The organism is Streptomyces sp. P9-2B-2, assembly GCF_030406865.1.
Taxonomy (GTDB): Bacteria; Actinomycetota; Actinomycetes; order Streptomycetales; family Streptomycetaceae; genus Streptomyces; species Streptomyces platensis.
Genome location: NZ_CP129126.1, coordinates 1,087,443 through 1,104,741 on the forward strand (window position 1 = coordinate 1,087,443; position 17,299 = coordinate 1,104,741).

The window sequence follows — 17,299 nt, forward strand, 5'->3', positions numbered from 1 at the left end:
CCGTCGAGACTACACCTGTAGTCGGCGGCTAGGCTCCCGGTATGAACGCCCGCAGCGACCGCACCCCGGCACCCGCCGCCGCCCCCCGCAATGAGCTGATCGCCGACGCGGCGCTGACGCTGCTCGCCGAGCGCGGGATGCGCGGGCTGACCCACCGGGCCGTGGACGAGCAGGCCGGGCTGCCGCAGGGCTCCACCTCGAATGTCGCGCGCACCCGGGCGGCCCTGCTGGAGGCCGCGGTGCGGCGGCTGGCGGAGCGGGAAGCCGCGGTACTCACGGCGCGGGAGCGGCCCGCGGCGGGGCGGGCCGAGGCGGCGCGGGCCAAGACGGGCGCCGGGGCCGAGGACTCCGGGACGGAGGACTCCAGGGCGGCGGTCGCCGAGGCCGAGGGCTCCGGGGCGGCGGTCGCCGAGGCGCTCTCGCTGGCGCTGCACCGCTACCTCTCCCGGCACCGGGAGCTGCTCCTCGCCCGGTACGAACTGGCCCTGGAGGCCACCCGCCGGCCCGAGCTGCGGGCGGTCTACGACCGGGCCGGCCGGGCCTTCCGGGAGCCGATGGCGGCGATGCTGGCGGCGGCGGGTTCCGCCGATCCCGAGCGGCATGCAATGAGCATGGTGGCCTGGTGCGACGGGATCCTGTTCTCCTGCATCGCGGGCCAGTTCCACGCGGCCGCCCCCACCCGCGCCGCACTGCGCACGTCCTGCGCGGAGCTGCTCGACGGGATGCTGCGGGGGTGAGGTGCTCCGAGGTGGCCGAGCCCCTCGGCGCAACCTCGTGGGTGAGGCACCTCCAAGATGGCCGAGGCGTTGGCGACACGCCCTACGGCATGTGCCCCGCCGCCCGGTCGATCCGCAGCTGGAGCCGTTCGATCGCGTCCCGGAGGCCCTGGCGGTATTCGCCGTCGGCGAGGGCGTTGACCGAGGCCCGCGCGCGCCGCAGCTGGGCGCGGGCGTCGGCCGGCCGGTCGAGCGCGGCGTAATCGGCGGCGATATTGAGGTGCAGGGAGGGGAAGAACGCACGGAGCGCGACGAGGGGGTGGCGGGGGCCGGGGCCGTCGGCCACCCGGGACTCCCCCGGCGTGGCGACGGAGCCCGCGGGCCGCTCGGTGACGAATCCCTCGGCCGCCTCCAGGGCCCGCAGATCCCAGTCGAGTTCGTCCCGGGGGTCGTCCTGGGTGTCGGCCATGTAGTGGGCGAGGGTGCAGCGGTGGAAGGCGTCTCCGTGCGGCCCGATCTCCTGCCACAGCGCCGAGAGGCGGTTACGGGCCTCTTCCCGGTCGCCGCCGCGATGCAGCATGATCGCCTGGCCGATCCGGGTCAGCACCCCGTCCTCGGACGCCGCCTCCCGCCGCGTTTCCACCACTGCACTCCCATATCCGCTCACACCATCGGTGGCTCGTTCCCTCGACGCTAACCGCCGGACGGGAGCTGCGCGCGGTGTGTGCGACGCACCGGGTGGTCCGGCCCGCCGCCCGGGCCCGCCGACTCAGCCCAGGTCAGGGATGCGCCAGTCGATCGGGGCATGGCCCTGCGCGGCGACCGCGGCGTTGATCTGGGTGAAGGGGCGGGAGCCGAAGAACTTCTTCGCCGACAGCGGGGAGGGGTGCGCGCCCTGCACCACGGCATGCCGCTCCTCGTCGATCAGCGGCAGCTTCTTCTTGGCGTAATTCCCCCACAGCACGAAGACCGCCGGGTCGGGCCGGGAGGCCACCGCACGGATCACCGCGTCGGTGACCTTCTCCCACCCCTTGCCCTTGTGAGAATTGGCCTCGGCCTCGCGGACCGTCAGGACGGCGTTCAGCAACAGCACGCCCTGCTGGGCCCAGGGCATCAGATAGCCGTTGTCCGGGACCGGGTGGCCCAGCTCCTCCTTCATCTCCTTGTAGATGTTCCGCAGCGACGGCGGCGTCTTCACACCGGGCTGCACGGAGAAGCACAGGCCATGGCCCTGCCCCGCACCGTGGTACGGGTCCTGGCCCAGGATGAGCACCTTCACCTGGTCGTAGGGCGTCGCCTCCAGCGCCGCGAAGACCTGCTCGCGGGGCGGATAGACCGGGCCATTGGCCCGCTCCTCCTCGACGAAGTCGGTCAGCTCCTTGAAATAGGGCTTCTCCAACTCCTCGCCGAGGACCCCGCGCCAGGATTCGGGCAGCATGTCGGTCACCACGTCAACAACCTCCGGTGTGCGTTGCGTTCTCAGTCCCCGAACCTACCGGCGACCACTGACAACGCCGTCCGCGGGCCGACCGGGCCGGCCCGGAGGCCGCGATCCGCCCCCTCCGGCGGTGTCGAGACGGGCACGCTGGACGGCGTCCAGCCGCAGAGCGAGTGCCGCCAGGCACGCGTCCCGGTGTGCCGGGCCTCGGCGAGCCGCCAGGTCCGGTGACCGCCCGCCCCGAGGGCTCCCACGGCGCCGTCACGGACGAGGCCGGCCAGCGCCTGGACGGTCTCGTCCAGAGAGACGCGGCGGTCCTCCGGGTACGCGTAGCAGAGATCCACCCGGTCCGTGCCCAGACGGCGCAGGCTGCTCTCGATCCCGGCACGGTCCAGGACGGCGAGGCGGTCGGCTCGTCGACGGTGGTGCCGAACGGCAGCGTCCCGAGACACATCGCGCTGATACCCGAGGCCCTGGTCGCCGCCGAGCGTGCGGTAGTGCATGGCATGTCTCCCTGACGGGTCCGCTGACGTGCGTGGTGCCGGTCCTGATGAGGACCGGCACCACGGACTCTGTCTCTTGGAGCGCACACCAAGGCAAGCCGCGCGGGCCCGCCCGGAGCCGTCAGACCCCGGCGTTGAGGAACAGACCGCCGTCGACCACCAGCGTCTGACCGGTGATCCAGCCCGAGGTGTCGGACAGCAGGAAGGCCGCGGCCCCGCCGATGTCCTCCGGGACGCCGAGCCGCGCCAGGGGGTAGCCGGCGGCCGCCTCCTCCTCGCGGTTCTCGTAGAGCGCCGCCGCGAACTTGGTCTTGACCACCGCGGGCGCGATGGAGTTGACCCGCACGCCCGGCGCGAACTCGTGGGCGAGCTGAAGCGTCAGGTTCACCATCGCGGCCTTGCTCATCCCGTACGCACCGATGAACGGCGAGGGCGCGAGACCGGCGATCGAGGCGATGTTGACGATGGCGCCGCCGTTGTCCTTCTGCCAGGCGTGCCAGGTGCGCTGCGCGAAACCGAGCGCCGAGACGACATTGGTCTCGAACACCTTGCGCGCCACACCCAGGTCGAGGTCCGCGATGGGGCCGAACACCGGGTTCGTTCCGGCGTTGTTGACGAGGTAGTCGACGCGGCCGAAGGTCTCCATCGCGCGCTCGACGGCGATGGCCTGGTGGGCCTCGTCATGCGCCTTGCCGGCCACGCCGAGCACCCGGTCGCCGCCCAGCTTCTCGGCGGCCTCCTTGAGGGCGTCCTCGTTGCGGCCGGTGATGACGACCCGGTCGCCGCGGGCCACCAGGGCCTCGGCGATGCCGTAGCCGATACCACGGCTGGCGCCGGTGACCAGCGCCACCTTGCCGGTGGGCTCGGGGAGCCCGCTGTCCTGCTCGGTCATGTCCAGAACTCCTGAGGTCGGTGGGGCGGTCAGTTGAGCGGGCCGCCGGCGACGTACATGACCTGGCCGGAGACGAAGCCGGCCGCGTCGCCGGTGAAGAAGGCGATCGCGTTGGCGATGTCGTCCGGCCGGCCCACGCGCTGGACCGGGATCTGGGTGGCGGCCGCGGCCTGGAACTCCTCGAAGCCCATCCCGACGCGCTCGGCGGTGGCCGCCGTCATGTCGGTGACGATGAAGCCGGGGGCGACGGCGTTGGCGGTGACGCCGAACTTGCCGAGTTCGAAGGCGAGGGTCTTGGTGAAGCCCTGGAGACCGGCCTTGGCCGCCGAGTAGTTGACCTGTCCGCGGTTGCCGAGCGCCGAACTGGAGGACAGGTTGACGATCCGCCCGAACTTGGCGTCCACCATGTGCTTCTGGCAGGCGCGGGACATCAGGAACGCGCCGCGCAGATGCACGTTCATGACCGTGTCCCAGTCGCTCTCGCTCATCTTGAACAGCAGGTTGTCGCGGAGCACACCGGCGTTGTTGACGAGCACGGTCGGCGCACCGAGCTCGGAGACGACCCGGGCGACCGCCGTCTCGACCTGCTCCGCGTCCGAGACATCACAGCCGACCGCGATGGCCTTGCCCCCGGCCTTGGTGATCTTCTCGACGGTGTCCTTGCAGGCCGCCTCGTCGAGGTCGAGTACGGCGACGGCACGGCCCTCGGCGGCCAGGCGTACGGCGGTGGCCGCGCCGATACCGCGGGCCGCGCCCGTGACGATGGCAACGCGCTGCTCGGTGGTGGACATGCGGGTTCTCCTCACCCTCGAAACCTCGACAAGCGGTCCGCCGCACCGATCCCGTAGGTGAGCAACCGCTTAGTAGCCTGAGCAGGGCTGACGCTAGAAGCCCGGCCACCCGCTGTCAACGCCCCACCACCGCGCCGTTGCCCACCTCACCTGTGAGACCGGCCGGGGCCCGGGCGCGCCACGACGAAGCGCCCGGCCCGCCCCAAGGCGGCGCCGGGCGCCCGAACGGCGATCCGCTGAGCCTCAGCGCACCAGCAGCTCCACCAGCCGCTCGGCCTCGGCGGTGGGGTCGGCGGTCAGACCGGTGTGCACCGGGCCCGGCTGCACGATGGTGCTGCGCGGTGCGATCAGCCAGCGGAAGCGGCGTCCCGCGTCATCCCCGGCCGCCTGGCCGGCCCGTTCGCCGCCCTCGCAGATCCCCTCGACGGCGCCGAGCGCGGCCCGTACACCGGCCACATCGACCGTGGGGTCAAGGGCCAGCAGCCGGGCCTCGTCCAGATGGGTCCGGGCCTCGACGAAGCCCCGGGCGCGGCAGTACACGACCACCCCGGCATTGATCATCTCGCCGCGCTCCACCCGGGGCACGACCTTCAGCAGGGCGTACTCGAAAACGTCGCGGCCGTTGTGCAGTCCGGTCACTTCACTGCCCTCCGCGGCAGCTTCGCCGCCAGCCATTCCGGTGCTTGCGAGGGCTTGTCCCCGGAGGGCTCCCCGAGGGTGATGTGCTCACTGATCGTCCGGGCCCGGGCCAGCAGGGTGCGCACATATGCCTGGCGCAGCACGTCCGGGGAGTCGAAGCCCGGCTCGCCGGACAGCCATTCGTCCGGGACATCCGCCGCGATCTCGGTCAGCAGCTCTTCGGTGATCTGCGGCGCCAGCTCCTCGGCCGCCGCGGCGACATCCGGTCCGAAGGTGGCGAGCACATGATCCGAGGCGTTGTACGGGCGGGCCGAAGCCTTCTCCGCGGTGGGCCAGTTGTGATGCCAGATCATCGCCGCACCATGGTCGATCAGCCACAATTCGCCGTGCCACACCAGCAGATTGGGATTGCGCCAGGACCGGTCAACGTTGTTGATCAGCGCGTCGAACCACACCACTCGCCCCGCCTCGCGGGCACTCACCTCGAAGGCCAGCGGGTCGAACCCCAGCGATCCGGGCAGGTAATCCATCCCGAGGTTGAGCCCGCCACTGCTCTTCAGCAGCTCCTGAACCTCCTGATCGGGCTCACTCAGCCCGATGACGGGATCGAGCTGCATCCGCACCAGCTCCGGCACCCGCAGCCCGAGCCGCCGCCCCAACTGCCCGCACATAATCTCGGCCACGAGCGTCTTACGCCCCTGCCCGGCACCGGTGAACTTCATGATGTACGTACCCAGGTCGTCGGCCTCGACGATTCCCGGGAGCGAGCCGCCTTCACGCAAGGGCGTGACATAGCGAGTCGCTGTCACTTCTGCAAGCACTTTCCCAGGCCACCTGTCTCTTCAGCCTTGCAATCCACGGTCGACTTCGGACGGGTGCAGCAGCGGAAATCGCCCGTCAACGGACCTGGGGAGAATCTGGGGAGTTTCGAATGGCATGGGGTTCTCCCTGCTTCCCGAGCAGCCCGTCGATGGCAGTGCGCCCCTTGCTTCCGGCCTCCGGCATGAAGTGAGCATAGTAACCGAGGGTGATCGCGGGCGAGGAGTGCCCTAGTACTGCAACGGTGTTTGCCGTGACGGTTGGACAGGCCGGTCGTTGGGCTGGTCATGGGTGGGGACCTTGCTGATGCCATGGTGTGGGCCGGTGAACTGGACGCTGTGCACGAGCGGTTCGTGCACAGGTTTTCCAGGTCGGAGCCGCGGGAGTCGGCGCTTGCGTATATGCGGGGACTGATCGCTCCGCTGGAGCGGAAGAACGGCTGGACTCTGGCCGAACAGGCCGGTCATGCCGCTCCGGACCGTATCCATCGGCTGCTGAACCGGATCGAGTGGGAAGCTGATGAGGTCCTTGAGGATGTGCGTGACTACGTTGTCGAGCACCTCGGCGACCCCGAGGCTGTGCTCATCGTGGACGACACGGGCTTCCTGAAGAAGGGGACCCGTTCGGCGGGGGTGCAGCGGCAGTATTCCGGGACCGCGGGACGGACGGAGAACTGCCAGGTCGGTGTCTTCCTCGCCTGTGCAGCCGGTGGCGGCCGGACCCTGATCGACCGCCGGTTGTATCTGCCCACCTCCTGGACGGACGACCGCGAACGCTGTCGCAGGGCCGGTATCGACGACGAGGTCGGCTTCGAGACCAAGGTCGTTATGGCGAAGAAGATGGTCCGCCGGGCGATCGCCGACAAGATCCCGTTCCGGTGGGTGACGGCGGATGCCGCCTACGGCTTCAGCAAAGGCTGGCGCCATGAGCTGGAGCAGGCCGACGTCTTCCACGTCATGGCCACCACCCGCCACGACACCGTCGTCACCCGCTGGGCCCTGGACCATCCCGTCCACGACCTGTTCACCGGCCTTGCGCGGCAGAAGTGGAAACGCCGCTCTTGCGGACGCGGCGCCCATAGACCGCGGGTGTTCGACTGGGCGCGTGTCGAAGTCCGTCCCTGGCACCGCGAGGACCGTCGGCACTGGGTCCTCGCCCGTCGCAGCGTCAGCCGGCCGGAGGAGCTCTCTTACTACATCGCCTACTGCCCAGCCGGTGCCACCCTGGACGAGTTGATCCATATCGCCGGCAGCCGGTGGGCCGTCGAAGAATGCTTCCAGACCGCGAAGCAGGAGTGTGGCCTGGACGACTACCAAGTCCGCCGCTACCCGGGCTGGCACCGCCACATCACCCTGGCCATGGCCGCCCACGCCTGCCTGACCGTCCTGCGGGCCCGTGCACTCGATGCCGGGAAAGCAGAAACGGATCCTCCCAGCTCATCCACCTCAGCCTCGCCGAGATCAGACGCCTGATCACCCGCCTCACCCACCGCCAACCCCCACCCGTCGACCACATCCTGCACTGGTCACACTGGCGCCGCAGACGCCAACACCAAGCCCGCACCAGCCACTACACACGACGCGGCCACAGCCCATAGAACTGCCCACCCATCAGCACAAACACCGTTGCAGTACTAGGGGTGCGCAGCTGCCCCGGCGCCCGCTCGTCTTCACTTGCCCGACCGTCCGACAGCAGCTCGCCGTGCAGTCGAGGACTGCCTGCACGGCGCCGACCGATGCGCCAGGGAGGCACCATGTTCACCGGCATCCGAACCGTCATGATCTTCTCCGAGTTAACCGACCAGCCCTGAGTCTGTGCGCGACGTACGCGAGGGTGTGTGTCCTCCCCGTCGCGTGCTCGTTTACCGCCCCAGCACGGCGTGTGCGAAGTGTGAGCGATGGGAGCGGTGTTGGCAGCGCAACTGGTGATCGGCAAGATCCGCGTCCAAGAGGTGATCCGCAGTGACGGTCGTGTCTCCTCGACGATCGTCTGGCCGACCGGCGAGGTGTACGAGGAGCCCGACGGCTACTTGAGGACCTGCACGGCCGGCACCTCACGGACGTACGCGTACATGCTGGTCGATCACCTTCGATGGCTTGAGGCCGAAGCACTGTCGATCAAGACGGTGACCTTCGCCGACGTGGAGGGGTATATGGGCGCCGTCGGCGCTGAGTTCGCCGGGCCGTTCGGGCCACCGTGGCGACAGGGAAAGAGGCCGTATGGGCAGAGTGCGCTGGAGGTCGCCGCGGCGGCCCTCAAGGGCTTCTACGTCCACCTCGGCAAGCGGGATATCAACCCGTCGCTGAGCAAGGCACTGGATCTTGAGCGGCTCCCGACCACTGCAGACCGGCGTCGCGCGCTGCTGGGGCACACGCTGCGCAGCATGCCCGCGAACCCCCTGACGCCCACAAAGACCGTGCGCCGACGTCACCCCAAGATGCTCCCGGACGGGGCTCGATCCGAGCTCGGTGGCACGCTTCGTACGGCGCGCGACCGGATGACGGTGGACTGGCTGCCCGACGGCGGTTTCCGGATCGGCGAGTTCTGCGGCTTCTACCTGTGTGATCTCCACCTGCGTGAGAACGCGCCGTGCGGCGAGTGCCGCGCTCCCCACGTGCACATCTGTCACCGGGAGACCAACCCAAATCGGACCCGGGTGAAGGTCAAGTACGAGTGGTGGGTGGAGGATTCGACGATCCGCGGAGGTCTCATCCGTCGGGTGAGCTCGGAGATGATCCACTCGTACTTCGAGTACATGACCACCGAGTACCCCGCTGACGCGGATCACGGCATGCTCGCGGTCCAGCTGCACGGACCGAACAATGGGCAGCCGTGGGGCACGGCTGGCGCGCGCGGCATGCTGCGACGTGCGGGGTACCGAGTCGAACTCGGGAGGATCAAGCCGAGGCAGTTCCGCCACACCCTCACCAACGAGGTCCTCGACGCCGCAGACGGCAAGGCGGCCGTGGCGCGAGATGCCCTCGGCTGGAAGTCGGCCGAGATGGTCGATGAGGTCTACGGGCACGCCGACATCCACGATCCGACGCTCGCCGATGCACTGTGCAAGGCGTGGGGGCAGCGGTGACCGCACTGGACCTGCAGGTCGTTCAACCCGCCGGCACAGCCCGGACCACCCGCGATCGGCTGGAGATCCTTGCTGCGCTGATCCACGCCCCGAACTTCGACCCCTTGTTCCGCAGCGAGATCATCGACATCCCGCGCGACCATCCGGTCTACGCCTGGGGCTGCCAGGTGCCACGTTGTGAGCGGCCACGTCGCACCAGCCTGCATCTCTGCGCGGATCACCACGAACAGTGGAAGCAGCAGCGCGCGGCCGAGTCCAGCAAGGGCAACTTCCTTGCGAGTGCGCATCCCCTCCCCGCCTCCCAGGGAATCGACCGCGGCTGGTGTTTGGTCTGCCCTGAGCGCCCCGTGTTCTCCGTGCGCCTCCAACTCTGCTACACGCACATGTACCGATGGCTCTACACGAGCGGGACGACGTTGAGCGAGAACGACCCGAGTGTCACCACCACCAACCCCTTCCAAGCGTGGATCCGTGATCAGGGGCCACTGCCGGGCGCCGGTCCATGCCGCGTCGCCGTGTGCCCGGAGACGGCCGCCTGCCCCATGGGTCTGTGTGTCGGGCACCGCGCCCGCTACAAGCAGCAGGGCAACCCCGGCGGGGTGGCCGTCCGGCGGCGACAGCGGTCCGCGGGGTGCGCGGTTGCCGAAGTAGTCGACGAGGTCGCCTTCCGGAAGTGGTGCCAGAGCGAGGAGCCGATCCGCCGGACCGGGCAGCTCAACCTGATCGGCCTGCGCCCTTTGGTCAAGGCCGAGATCCAGTGGGGGCTGTTTGCGCACATCCAGCAGAAGGACCCGAGTGACTGGGTGATCACGAGGGTCCAGCGTGTCGTCAACATCTGCCGCAGCCGAAGAAGCGACTCGTTGGCGGACGTCGATGTCGAGGCGGAGCAGCGTGCCGTCCAGTCGATCGTGCGGCAGACCCAGGCGAAGCTCACCGCGGTCTACTACACCAAGCAGGAGACGAAGGAGGCCGGGTTCATCGAGCTCAGCCACTTCGGCCGGCACTTCGACCGGTTGACCAGCCGCTACGACCTGACGGGCGTCCCGCAGCAGTGGCTGCGGGACTTGCTCTGGGAGTACCTGGCGTCGAGGCTGCGCTCGCCGAAGTGCCCCCGCACGCGCACCACGCTCGACTACGCCCGACGGGCCTGCACCGAGCTGGGGTCGTTCCTCACGCTCGATGCCCCCGAGACCAAGAGTGCTCCCTCCCTGCTGACGGAGCTGCACGCCGAGCAGTTCGTCGCCGACCTACGGCATCGCGCGCACCATGGCCTGCCCTCGCTCGGTGTGTTCCAGCACGACGGCAAACCCTCCAAGGTCACGGCCGGAACGCTGTGTCGGGCACTGACCCACTCGCGGAACGTCCTCTACTGGGCGCTCGAGTCTGGCCACGCTTCCCGCCTCGGTCTGAGCCGGGAGTTCATCACGAGCATGCCGTATGGCGGCGCGGTGCCGAGCCCGTCGCGGAACCCGTTCACCGACGATGTCGCCCGCGCCCTGTCGGACGAGGGCAACCTGCAGATGTTCGAGCGGGAGCACGACGACTCCGACCTTGGCCTCCGGGACATCTGGGAAGGCATCGTCTACACCGGGAGACGGTGCAGCGAGATCATCAAGCTGCGCCTGGACTGCACGGCCCGGATCCGGGACCTGCCGATGCTGTGGCACGACCAGACCAAGGTCGGCAACATCAACGAAGGCGTCCGGATCCCAGAGCGTCTGGAGGAGGTCCTACTGCGGCGCCACGACAAGACCCTGGTCCTGTTCGAGCACCGCCACGGCCGGCTCCCGACCGCCGAGGAACGCACGCGCCTGGCGCTGTTCCCCTCGCCGAAGAAGAACCCGAGCGGGCGGCGATCCCTCACCTACTCCTTCTTCGCCGCCGAGTTCCGGGCATGGGTCGACGAACTCGACCTGGGCAAGGCAGTGACGCACCAGGCCCGCCACACGCTGGCCACGAAACTCCTCGCGCACGGCGCCACGATGGCCCAGATCCGCCGCTTTCTCGGGCAGATCTCCGAGCGGATGGCAGAGCGGTACGCGAAGGTCGCCATCTCCGAACTGGAGACAGTGCTGCAGGCCGTGTGGGTCGGCGGCCCTGCCTCCTCCAAACCTGGTGAACTCCTCTCACAGGAAGAGCCGTTGGGCCAGCAGGAGGCCGTCGCCCTTGCCTTGGACCTCGCGCACCGGAGCACGCCCGCCGAGGGCGGACTGTGCACGTACCAGCCCGTTGTCAACGGGTCCGCATGCCCTTGGAATCTCGACTGCCACAACTGCGACAAGTTCGTCCTGTCTGGCGCGGATCTCGTGTACTGGCGACACAAGCAGGAACAGTGGAGTCTGCTCGCCGAGCGCGCTCCGAACGATGCGACCGCGGACTACCTCCACCAAGTCTTCGAGCCCACCGCACGGGCCATCGCCGGCCTGGAGAGGGCACTGAGCGCGATGGGGCTGCTGGAGGACGCCCTCGCGTTGGACATACGCCGCCCCCAGGACTACTTCCACCGTGTTTGGCGCACGGTCTTCCGCGCCGACGACCTCGCCGCCCTGCCGTCAGCTTCCTTCGCCCCACCCAGCGAGGAACTGTGAAGTCCACCGATCAAGAGAAGATCGCGGCCGCGATGGAGGCTCGCCACCAGGGCACAGCGAGGCTTCTGGAACGAGTCCACACCACGTTGCAGCACATGCACCGTGAACGCGCCCGGGTGACCGTGGCCGCGGTCGCCCGGCGTGCGGACGTCTCCCGCACCTTCCTCTACCAGAACGAGCAGGCCAAGGCTCTCGTAGCGGGCGCCGCAAAGCAGGCGGACGCCCAGCGGAGCGCGCTGCGTACCAAACGCGCCGAGCAGCAGGACGCTTCCTGGCGTGAGCGTGCGCTGAACGCCGAAGAAGCAGTCAAGACCTGCCACGGGGAGATCCGCCTGCAACGGACCAGGATCGCCGTACTCCTGGGACGCGTCCAGGACCTGGAAGCGGACCTGCCCAGCGATGCGGTGCAGAAGCTCGTCACCGAGAACACGACCCTGAAGCAAACCGTCTGGCAACTCAGCCAGGACAAGGGGAGATTGGAGGATCGCCTCAAGGGAGCCCGCGAGAACAACCGGTTCCTGGACAAGCGGCTCGCCGAGCTGGAGGCCACCATCGCTGACGAGATGACCTCACGCCTGTCGACCCACGCCAGTGCGCCACTTTCTGTGACATGATCACTACCAAGGGTGGCGCATTCGCCTGGCTTCAAGCTGGCCGGATGCCTGGCTGCCCGGTTCGCGGCTTGGGAAGTGTCGGGCCCAGATGGCCTCGCCCGGCACCACGAGACGAAGAAGGGCGGCCGGAGATGAGCAACGGCGACGCGCTGAACACCCACACGTTCACGTTGGAGCTTGGCGCTATCCGGGTTGAGACGATCCGGAGTGTCAGCGGCCTGACCTACGGGCAGGAAGTGGTCGAGGTAAAGAGCGGCACCACCACGGTGCAGGACTTGGTCGGTGGCGTGGAGCCCGATGTCGCCCAGCCCGGCGCGATCCAGCTCGCGCTGACGCCGGAGCAGGCCCAGGCTCTCAAGAAGGCAAGCCAGAAGGCTTCCCAGGACGGTCCCGCTCAGGAAGGCGTCCTCACGATCTCCAACGCTGCTGGCGAGCCCGTCCAACGCCTCCACCTCGCTCGCGCATGGGCCTCCACGTGGAGTCCGTCGGATCTCAGCGCCGACTCTTCCGGACCGGCGATCGAGACCGTCCAGATCGAGTTCAACGACATGGCCATCGAGTGATATCGGTGGTGGAGTCGCTGATCGTCCTGATCAGCTGACAGCTTTCTGACCGTTGCGGGCCCGCTGATCGCTGATCGGCGGGCCCGCATACGAATCTGGCGCGAGGTCGCCAGTCTTCCGTGCTGGTTCAGGGCTCGGGTCAGCTCCCGGTTGGCGGTCCAGGCTGCCTCGCCGCAGGCATCGACCGCGACGCCGTCATCGCCGGCATGACCCTGCCCTGGAACGCGGGCGTGGTCGAGGGGCACGTCAGCCGCATCAAGATGCCCAAACGGCAGATTTTCGGCCGGGCTGGCTTCCGTCTACTCCGCAAACGCGTCCTCCTCGCGTGACGGAGAACGACGGCTTCACGGAGGTGGAGCCAAAGCCTGGCTTTTCGGATGGCACTTGTTCTTCCCAGGGCTGATCAACATCGATACGACTTGAAGTCGCTCGGGTGTGCGGAACGGCCTCTGAGCCGTGATCCGTACCCCCGGTATCCGATGGCCAGTTCGCGCTGTACCGCACTGAGCCGGTGAGGCGAGAGGGTGAGGGACGGGGCCCGGAGGGAGGTTTTGTCTGGCTGTGCAGGCCAGCTTTCTGCGGACCGGGGAAGCGATTCACGGGGGAGTGTGATGGGCGGGGTTGCGCGGCGGGGCGTGGGGGGTTCGGATGCGGGTGGGTGGTTACGGCCCTGGGCACGAAGCCCCACCCGCCGTAGTCGGCGGCATCCTCCTGGGTGTCGGCGGCCGTGGCGATGGCTGGTCGAAAGGTCTGCCCAGTCAGACCAAGGCGTTGGGCAAGGTGCTGATCGTCTGCATCGAAACACGTGCTGGTCACGGTCTGGTGGCGACCACCGACGGAACAGCCTCGGTTCCCGGTCCGTCTGCGGAGGCAGACCGGTCGGCTTGGTGTTCTTCATGCCGTTGTCGCGCGGCCAGCTCCGCGGTGTCTTGGCTCTGGTGCCGAAGGCTGCGTTGGCCGACACGGTCGTCGCAGCCGATCGCGGGCGGACGCTGCGCGACTGCCTCCGCTGTGAGGCCCGGCGGGTAGCGCAGGGTCCCCGGGAGGCTTCCGTCTCTCTCGTTCCTTGGGACGCGCGTGTCTCCGACCGGTCCCTGCGGGGCCTGGGTGCAAGCCGGTCGACGGGACCGGGCCCCAAGAAGCCTGACATTCCCTGTGTGCCGTCCTCTTGAGCGTCGGACGCCGGCAAGGCGACGACGCCACCCTCTTAAGGAAGGCTAGCGAATCCCCGTGGCGAAGAACATCCTGTTCGTCTGTGATGCGAGTGGTCCGGGGCTCGGCGGAGTCCCGATCTTCAACCAGAGGCTCGTGACCGGCCTTGCGGGTTCCACGGCGTACAAGCCGCTCCTGCTGACCGTCCGGCCCAAGGGAAAGACGGATGATCAGCTGCGGGAAGACCATCCCGGAGTGGAGGTCTCGATCATTCCCAATCCGCGTGACCTGGACGAGCCGGACAGTCTGCGTCTGTTGCTCGAGGATGCGGTGCGGAGCACGCAGGACCCGACGAAGTTCGGACTTCCGGAGGCACATCGCCTGACGAGCGCGTATGTCGTCGTCGGGCATTCCCGGTTCTCGGGCCCGGCGGCCGTCCAGATCGTGCAGAAGTGGTACGAGGACGCGCGGTACGCGCACATCCTGCACACCAGCCCGCTGCGGCTCGGGCAGATCCAGGGCAAGGCGCTCGCCAAGGCCATGCGGAACGCGAGCATCGAGTTGGACTGCCTGAGCAAGGCGGACCTGGGGTCCGGGGTAGGGCCCCTGCTCACCGACACGCTCCGGGAACTGCGCACGGACGGGCAGACGCCCCGGATCCACGAACTGGTCCCGGGGAGCGACCCGAGCGCCGGCCCCGTGCCGCTGCGTGAGGACAAGACCGACGAGGACACCCTCAATCTCCTCCTGCTGGGCAGGGCAGACGACATGACCAAGGGACTGCCGGACGCGATCTCCGCGGTCCGCAAGCTCAACGAAGGCTTCACCCACAACTCGGTGACGTACCGGCCGAGCCGGGCCCGCCTGACCGTGATCGGTGTACCCCCGGAGAGGACGCCGGACCCCGGCATACCCACGCTCCTGGAGGTCACCCAGCGGTGGGCCAACGAAATGTGCGGGCAGGATGCCCAGGAACCGCCAGAGACACGACGCGTGACCGTCCTGCACACCACCAACGACCGCGAGTTCCTGATCAGGGAGATCCGCGGCTGCGACGCCATGATCGCGCCTTCCCATACGGAGGGTTTCGGCCTCGTCTCCCTGGAGGCCCTCGAACAGGGGGTTCCCGTCCTGGCCAGCGAGGAGAGCGGATTCGCCCGCTTCGTGCTGGACCCCAGCCGAGTCCCCGCCGACGTGGGTCAGGCGTGCGTGGTCCAGGACAGCGGATTCGCCGCCTACCGCCCGTTCCTGTGGGCCCGCGCACTGCACACCCTCAAGCGGAACCTGCACCAGGGCTACCTGCACGCCAGGACGCTCCACACGCTGCTCGGACACTTCACGTGGACGCATTCCGCGTCCTCTCTCGTGGAGGCGGCCCAGAACCTGCAGGACTTCGACACCCGGCAGGGCCGGGACGGGACCGTGGAGAAAGACCCGAACGCCTAGCCCCCACCGCGCGCCGCCAGGCTGCCCGCCACGACCGATCGCCACAGCGGGATGAACACAGCGTCGCCCCGCGTCGATCGCTGCCCGTTCGCCGGCGCCGTCCGGCATCCGCGCGGCGGCGTCCCGGCAGCGTCCAAGGCACCACCCACCCGCGAGAGAGGGAGACACTATGCCCACACGTTCCAGCGATCCCCGGCACTTCGTGCAGCAACTGGAACTGGCAGACCCGCGCGTCGTAAGCCATCTGTCCGGTCATGAGATCACCCCGAAGGAGCAGGACACGGAGGCCGGCTACGTCAACGCCGGCAGCCTGGTCTCGTTCGTTGCCGGCGTCTCCGGACAACACCGCTCGGATGTCCTCAACTCCGCTCTGCTCGCGCAACTGGCCGCGAGCAAGCAGTACGACCGGGAGACCCAGGTCAGGGACTGGTACCGGTTCTATGTGGACGTCCTGTCCAACATCGGCTGGCCCTTCCAGGACTTCCGCTTCACGGAGATCTCCCTGCGCCAGGACTCGTTCAAGATCGACGAGGTGCTCCTGAAGGTCCTCGAGGCTGTCCTGTCCCAGGACGAGATCCGCACCATGAAGGCGTCCCTCGATGCCCTCGCGGCCCTCTCCGACAGCGACGGCCGACTCGTGGTCTTCGAGCGGGAGAGCCATAGCGCCCGGGAGGGCAACTTCCAGCTCAGTACCGCCACCGAAGAGAACGGTGTCGTATCCCTGGCCGGCTCCGTGTTCTTTTTCAGTACCTCGCTCAACGTCACACGCATTCTGTGGACCACGTTCACCGACGCCAACCTGGACATCTACGGCTCCGCCTTCCGGGTCAACCTCGACGAGGACGTCTACGCGATAGTCCGCGAGGACATCGTCGAGAAGCTCGGCGACAACGCCAAGAAATACGTCGGCGACCTGGACATCTGACCCGACTCCGCGAAAGAGAACCGCCCCGTGCCCCGCGCGCGACACGCTCCGCCCATACACCCGCCGTCCGGGCCCCGCAACGCCCCGCCTGGCGCAGGTTCGTGCCGCTGGATCCCACCGAAAGGACGCCCATGAGCCGCTCGATCCGCCCGATGCTGACCAGCTTTAACGGCCACAGCTGGACGACCCCCAGGGAACTCCCGTTCACCATCTACCCGAAAGAATTCGGGCTCACGACCTTCACGGACCGCAACGGCCACGAGGTGTTGTTCTGTACCTACATCGACCCGCAGACCATGCAATTCTCGTGGGCCAGCTCCGACAACGGCACGCAGTGGCACGTCGGTGGCACCGACCCCTCCCTCAAGGCCGAAGGCGTAGTTTCGGCCCGCTACACCGGAAACCAACTCGTCAGTGTCTGCCGTTCCGAGCCCCAGACCGTCGACAAGTTGCGATGGACCAAGAGCACGGACGGTAACCACTGGACCACGCCGGAGCCACTCGGACCCGACGCAGGAATTTCCCTCACGGAATACGGCGGCCACCTCGTTCTCAGCTTGAGGAACAATTTCGGTCAAACCCACCACCACCGTGTCTACGACGGCATCGAGTGGTCCGCTCCCGGAACGACGATCCCATCCCTGCCCGCGGTGGGAGTAAGCATTCCTGGCCTCATCGGGTTCGGCAGCCTGCTCTACTGCGTGATCGTAAACGAGAAGGCCGACGGCATCAGCTACTGGACGTTCGACGGCGAGGGCTGGAGCGGAAGGCAGGAGGCTCTGACCAGCCAGTGGCGAGTCCGGTCCGCGCCACGGCTGGGCGTGTACCACGACCATCTCGTCTGTACCTTCAACACCCGCAACACCAGCCGGGACGGCAATCACTGCCTGTCCTGGACGCAGTACGACAGCGGCACCAAGACCTGGTCTCCCGTTCAGCAGGGATCACGCGACTTCGACGGGCTCGGCGCCGCTCAGCTGACGTACTGGCACACGCGGCTGTACGCGTTCCTTACCCCCCTCGACCTCGGCAAGGGCTCCGAGAGTCCGGCGGGCGAGACGGTCCCTGGCGTAGTGCCGCAACCCCCGGCGTCCTAGATGCGAAGCGGGCGCCCTCTCCCGATGACAC

17 protein-coding genes and 1 pseudogene are annotated in these 17,299 nt (G+C 68.3%); 10 read left to right on the top strand and 8 right to left on the bottom strand.

What is annotated here, in order from left to right; genetic code table 11:
- Positions 1-41: 41 nt before the first annotated feature.
- Positions 42-737, top strand: coding sequence for a TetR/AcrR family transcriptional regulator (locus tag QT196_RS04885; RefSeq protein WP_290354405.1), 696 nt, complete (start codon positions 42-44; stop codon positions 735-737).
- An 82-nt stretch (positions 738-819) separates the two neighbouring features.
- Here the strand turns inward: QT196_RS04885 and QT196_RS04890 are convergent, their stop codons facing one another.
- From QT196_RS04890 to QT196_RS39335, 8 genes and pseudogenes are all read right to left on the bottom strand, one after another.
- A complete protein-coding gene (locus tag QT196_RS04890) occupies positions 820-1,359 on the bottom strand; it encodes a hypothetical protein (protein ID WP_168477807.1) in 540 nt (179 codons plus the stop codon).
- Between the two features lie 126 nt (positions 1,360-1,485).
- Positions 1,486-2,154, bottom strand: coding sequence for a uracil-DNA glycosylase (locus tag QT196_RS04895; RefSeq protein ID WP_168483562.1), 669 nt, complete (start codon positions 2,152-2,154; stop codon positions 1,486-1,488).
- 41 nt (positions 2,155-2,195) lie between these two features.
- The gene (locus tag QT196_RS04900; protein WP_290354406.1) at positions 2,196-2,657 is read right to left on the bottom strand and encodes an aldo/keto reductase; all 462 of its coding nucleotides are present in this window, start codon (positions 2,655-2,657) and stop codon (positions 2,196-2,198) included.
- Between the two features lie 121 nt (positions 2,658-2,778).
- The gene (locus QT196_RS04905; protein ID WP_168477808.1) at positions 2,779-3,549 is read right to left on the bottom strand and encodes an SDR family oxidoreductase; all 771 of its coding nucleotides are present in this window, start codon (positions 3,547-3,549) and stop codon (positions 2,779-2,781) included.
- Positions 3,550-3,578: 29 nt separating this feature from the next.
- The gene (fabG, locus tag QT196_RS04910) at positions 3,579-4,340 is read right to left on the bottom strand and encodes a 3-oxoacyl-ACP reductase FabG (RefSeq protein ID WP_085923425.1); all 762 of its coding nucleotides are present in this window, start codon (positions 4,338-4,340) and stop codon (positions 3,579-3,581) included.
- Positions 4,341-4,583: 243 nt separating this feature from the next.
- Positions 4,584-4,979 carry a DUF3037 domain-containing protein gene (locus QT196_RS04915; RefSeq protein WP_168477809.1) on the bottom strand — a complete coding sequence of 132 codons (396 nt, stop codon included), beginning with the start codon at positions 4,977-4,979 and terminating at the stop codon, positions 4,584-4,586.
- Positions 4,976-5,800: a HipA family kinase gene (locus QT196_RS04920; protein ID WP_168477810.1), complete on the bottom strand. Its 825-nt coding sequence runs from the start codon at positions 5,798-5,800 to the stop codon at positions 4,976-4,978. The genes QT196_RS04915 and QT196_RS04920 overlap by 4 nt, the downstream gene beginning before the upstream one ends.
- A 76-nt stretch (positions 5,801-5,876) precedes the next feature.
- Positions 5,877-6,032 (bottom strand): annotated as a pseudogene (locus tag QT196_RS39335) (site-specific integrase); the annotation flags it as partial.
- Positions 6,033-6,085: 53 nt separating this feature from the next.
- On the opposite strand from QT196_RS39335, the gene QT196_RS04925 reads away from it, so the two are divergent.
- The 9 genes from QT196_RS04925 (at position 6,086) to QT196_RS04965 (ending at position 17,268) form a co-directional block, all read left to right on the top strand.
- A complete protein-coding gene (locus tag QT196_RS04925) occupies positions 6,086-7,270 on the top strand; it encodes an IS701 family transposase (protein WP_290354407.1) in 1,185 nt (394 codons plus the stop codon).
- 437 nt (positions 7,271-7,707) lie between these two features.
- Positions 7,708-8,883, top strand: coding sequence for a tyrosine-type recombinase/integrase (locus tag QT196_RS04930; protein WP_266734699.1), 1,176 nt, complete (start codon positions 7,708-7,710; stop codon positions 8,881-8,883).
- Positions 8,880-11,471, top strand: coding sequence for a site-specific integrase (locus tag QT196_RS04935; RefSeq protein ID WP_290354408.1), 2,592 nt, complete (start codon positions 8,880-8,882; stop codon positions 11,469-11,471). The genes QT196_RS04930 and QT196_RS04935 overlap by 4 nt, the downstream gene beginning before the upstream one ends.
- A complete protein-coding gene (locus QT196_RS04940; protein ID WP_248001030.1) occupies positions 11,468-12,085 on the top strand; it encodes a DUF6262 family protein in 618 nt (205 codons plus the stop codon). The genes QT196_RS04935 and QT196_RS04940 overlap by 4 nt, the downstream gene beginning before the upstream one ends.
- Before the next feature lie 131 nt (positions 12,086-12,216).
- The gene (locus QT196_RS04945) at positions 12,217-12,648 is read left to right on the top strand and encodes a phage tail protein (protein WP_168477812.1); all 432 of its coding nucleotides are present in this window, start codon (positions 12,217-12,219) and stop codon (positions 12,646-12,648) included.
- Positions 12,649-12,767: 119 nt separating this feature from the next.
- Positions 12,768-12,977, top strand: a complete 210-nt coding sequence (locus tag QT196_RS04950) for a hypothetical protein (RefSeq protein WP_248001719.1) — start codon at positions 12,768-12,770, stop codon at positions 12,975-12,977.
- Positions 12,978-13,878: 901 nt separating this feature from the next.
- Complete coding sequence (locus QT196_RS04955) at positions 13,879-15,246, top strand: glycosyltransferase family 4 protein (protein WP_168477813.1); 1,368 nt, start codon at positions 13,879-13,881, stop codon at positions 15,244-15,246.
- Between the two features lie 169 nt (positions 15,247-15,415).
- Complete coding sequence (locus tag QT196_RS04960) at positions 15,416-16,171, top strand: hypothetical protein (RefSeq protein WP_168477814.1); 756 nt, start codon at positions 15,416-15,418, stop codon at positions 16,169-16,171.
- A 131-nt stretch (positions 16,172-16,302) separates the two neighbouring features.
- On the top strand, positions 16,303-17,268 hold the full coding sequence (locus QT196_RS04965) for a sialidase family protein (protein ID WP_168477815.1): 966 nt from the start codon (positions 16,303-16,305) through the stop codon (positions 17,266-17,268).
- The last annotated feature ends 31 nt before the right edge of the window (positions 17,269-17,299 follow it).

What these genes read in the sequence shown, in the direction of transcription:
- QT196_RS04960 (WP_168477814.1), top strand. Translation starts at nt 15,416, where the DNA reads ATGCCCACACGTTCCAGCGATCCCCGGCACTTCGTGCAGCAACTGGAA.
- QT196_RS04925 (WP_290354407.1), top strand. Translation starts at nt 6,086, where the DNA reads ATGGGTGGGGACCTTGCTGATGCCATGGTGTGGGCCGGTGAACTGGAC.
- fabG (WP_085923425.1), bottom strand. Translation starts at nt 4,340, where the DNA reads ATGTCCACCACCGAGCAGCGCGTTGCCATCGTCACGGGCGCGGCCCGC.
- QT196_RS04900 (WP_290354406.1), bottom strand. Translation starts at nt 2,657, where the DNA reads ATGCACTACCGCACGCTCGGCGGCGACCAGGGCCTCGGGTATCAGCGC.
- QT196_RS04885 (WP_290354405.1), top strand. Translation starts at nt 42, where the DNA reads ATGAACGCCCGCAGCGACCGCACCCCGGCACCCGCCGCCGCCCCCCGC.
- QT196_RS04905 (WP_168477808.1), bottom strand. Translation starts at nt 3,549, where the DNA reads ATGACCGAGCAGGACAGCGGGCTCCCCGAGCCCACCGGCAAGGTGGCG.
- QT196_RS04965 (WP_168477815.1), top strand. Translation starts at nt 16,303, where the DNA reads ATGAGCCGCTCGATCCGCCCGATGCTGACCAGCTTTAACGGCCACAGC.
- QT196_RS04945 (WP_168477812.1), top strand. Translation starts at nt 12,217, where the DNA reads ATGAGCAACGGCGACGCGCTGAACACCCACACGTTCACGTTGGAGCTT.
- QT196_RS04895 (WP_168483562.1), bottom strand. Translation starts at nt 2,154, where the DNA reads ATGCTGCCCGAATCCTGGCGCGGGGTCCTCGGCGAGGAGTTGGAGAAG.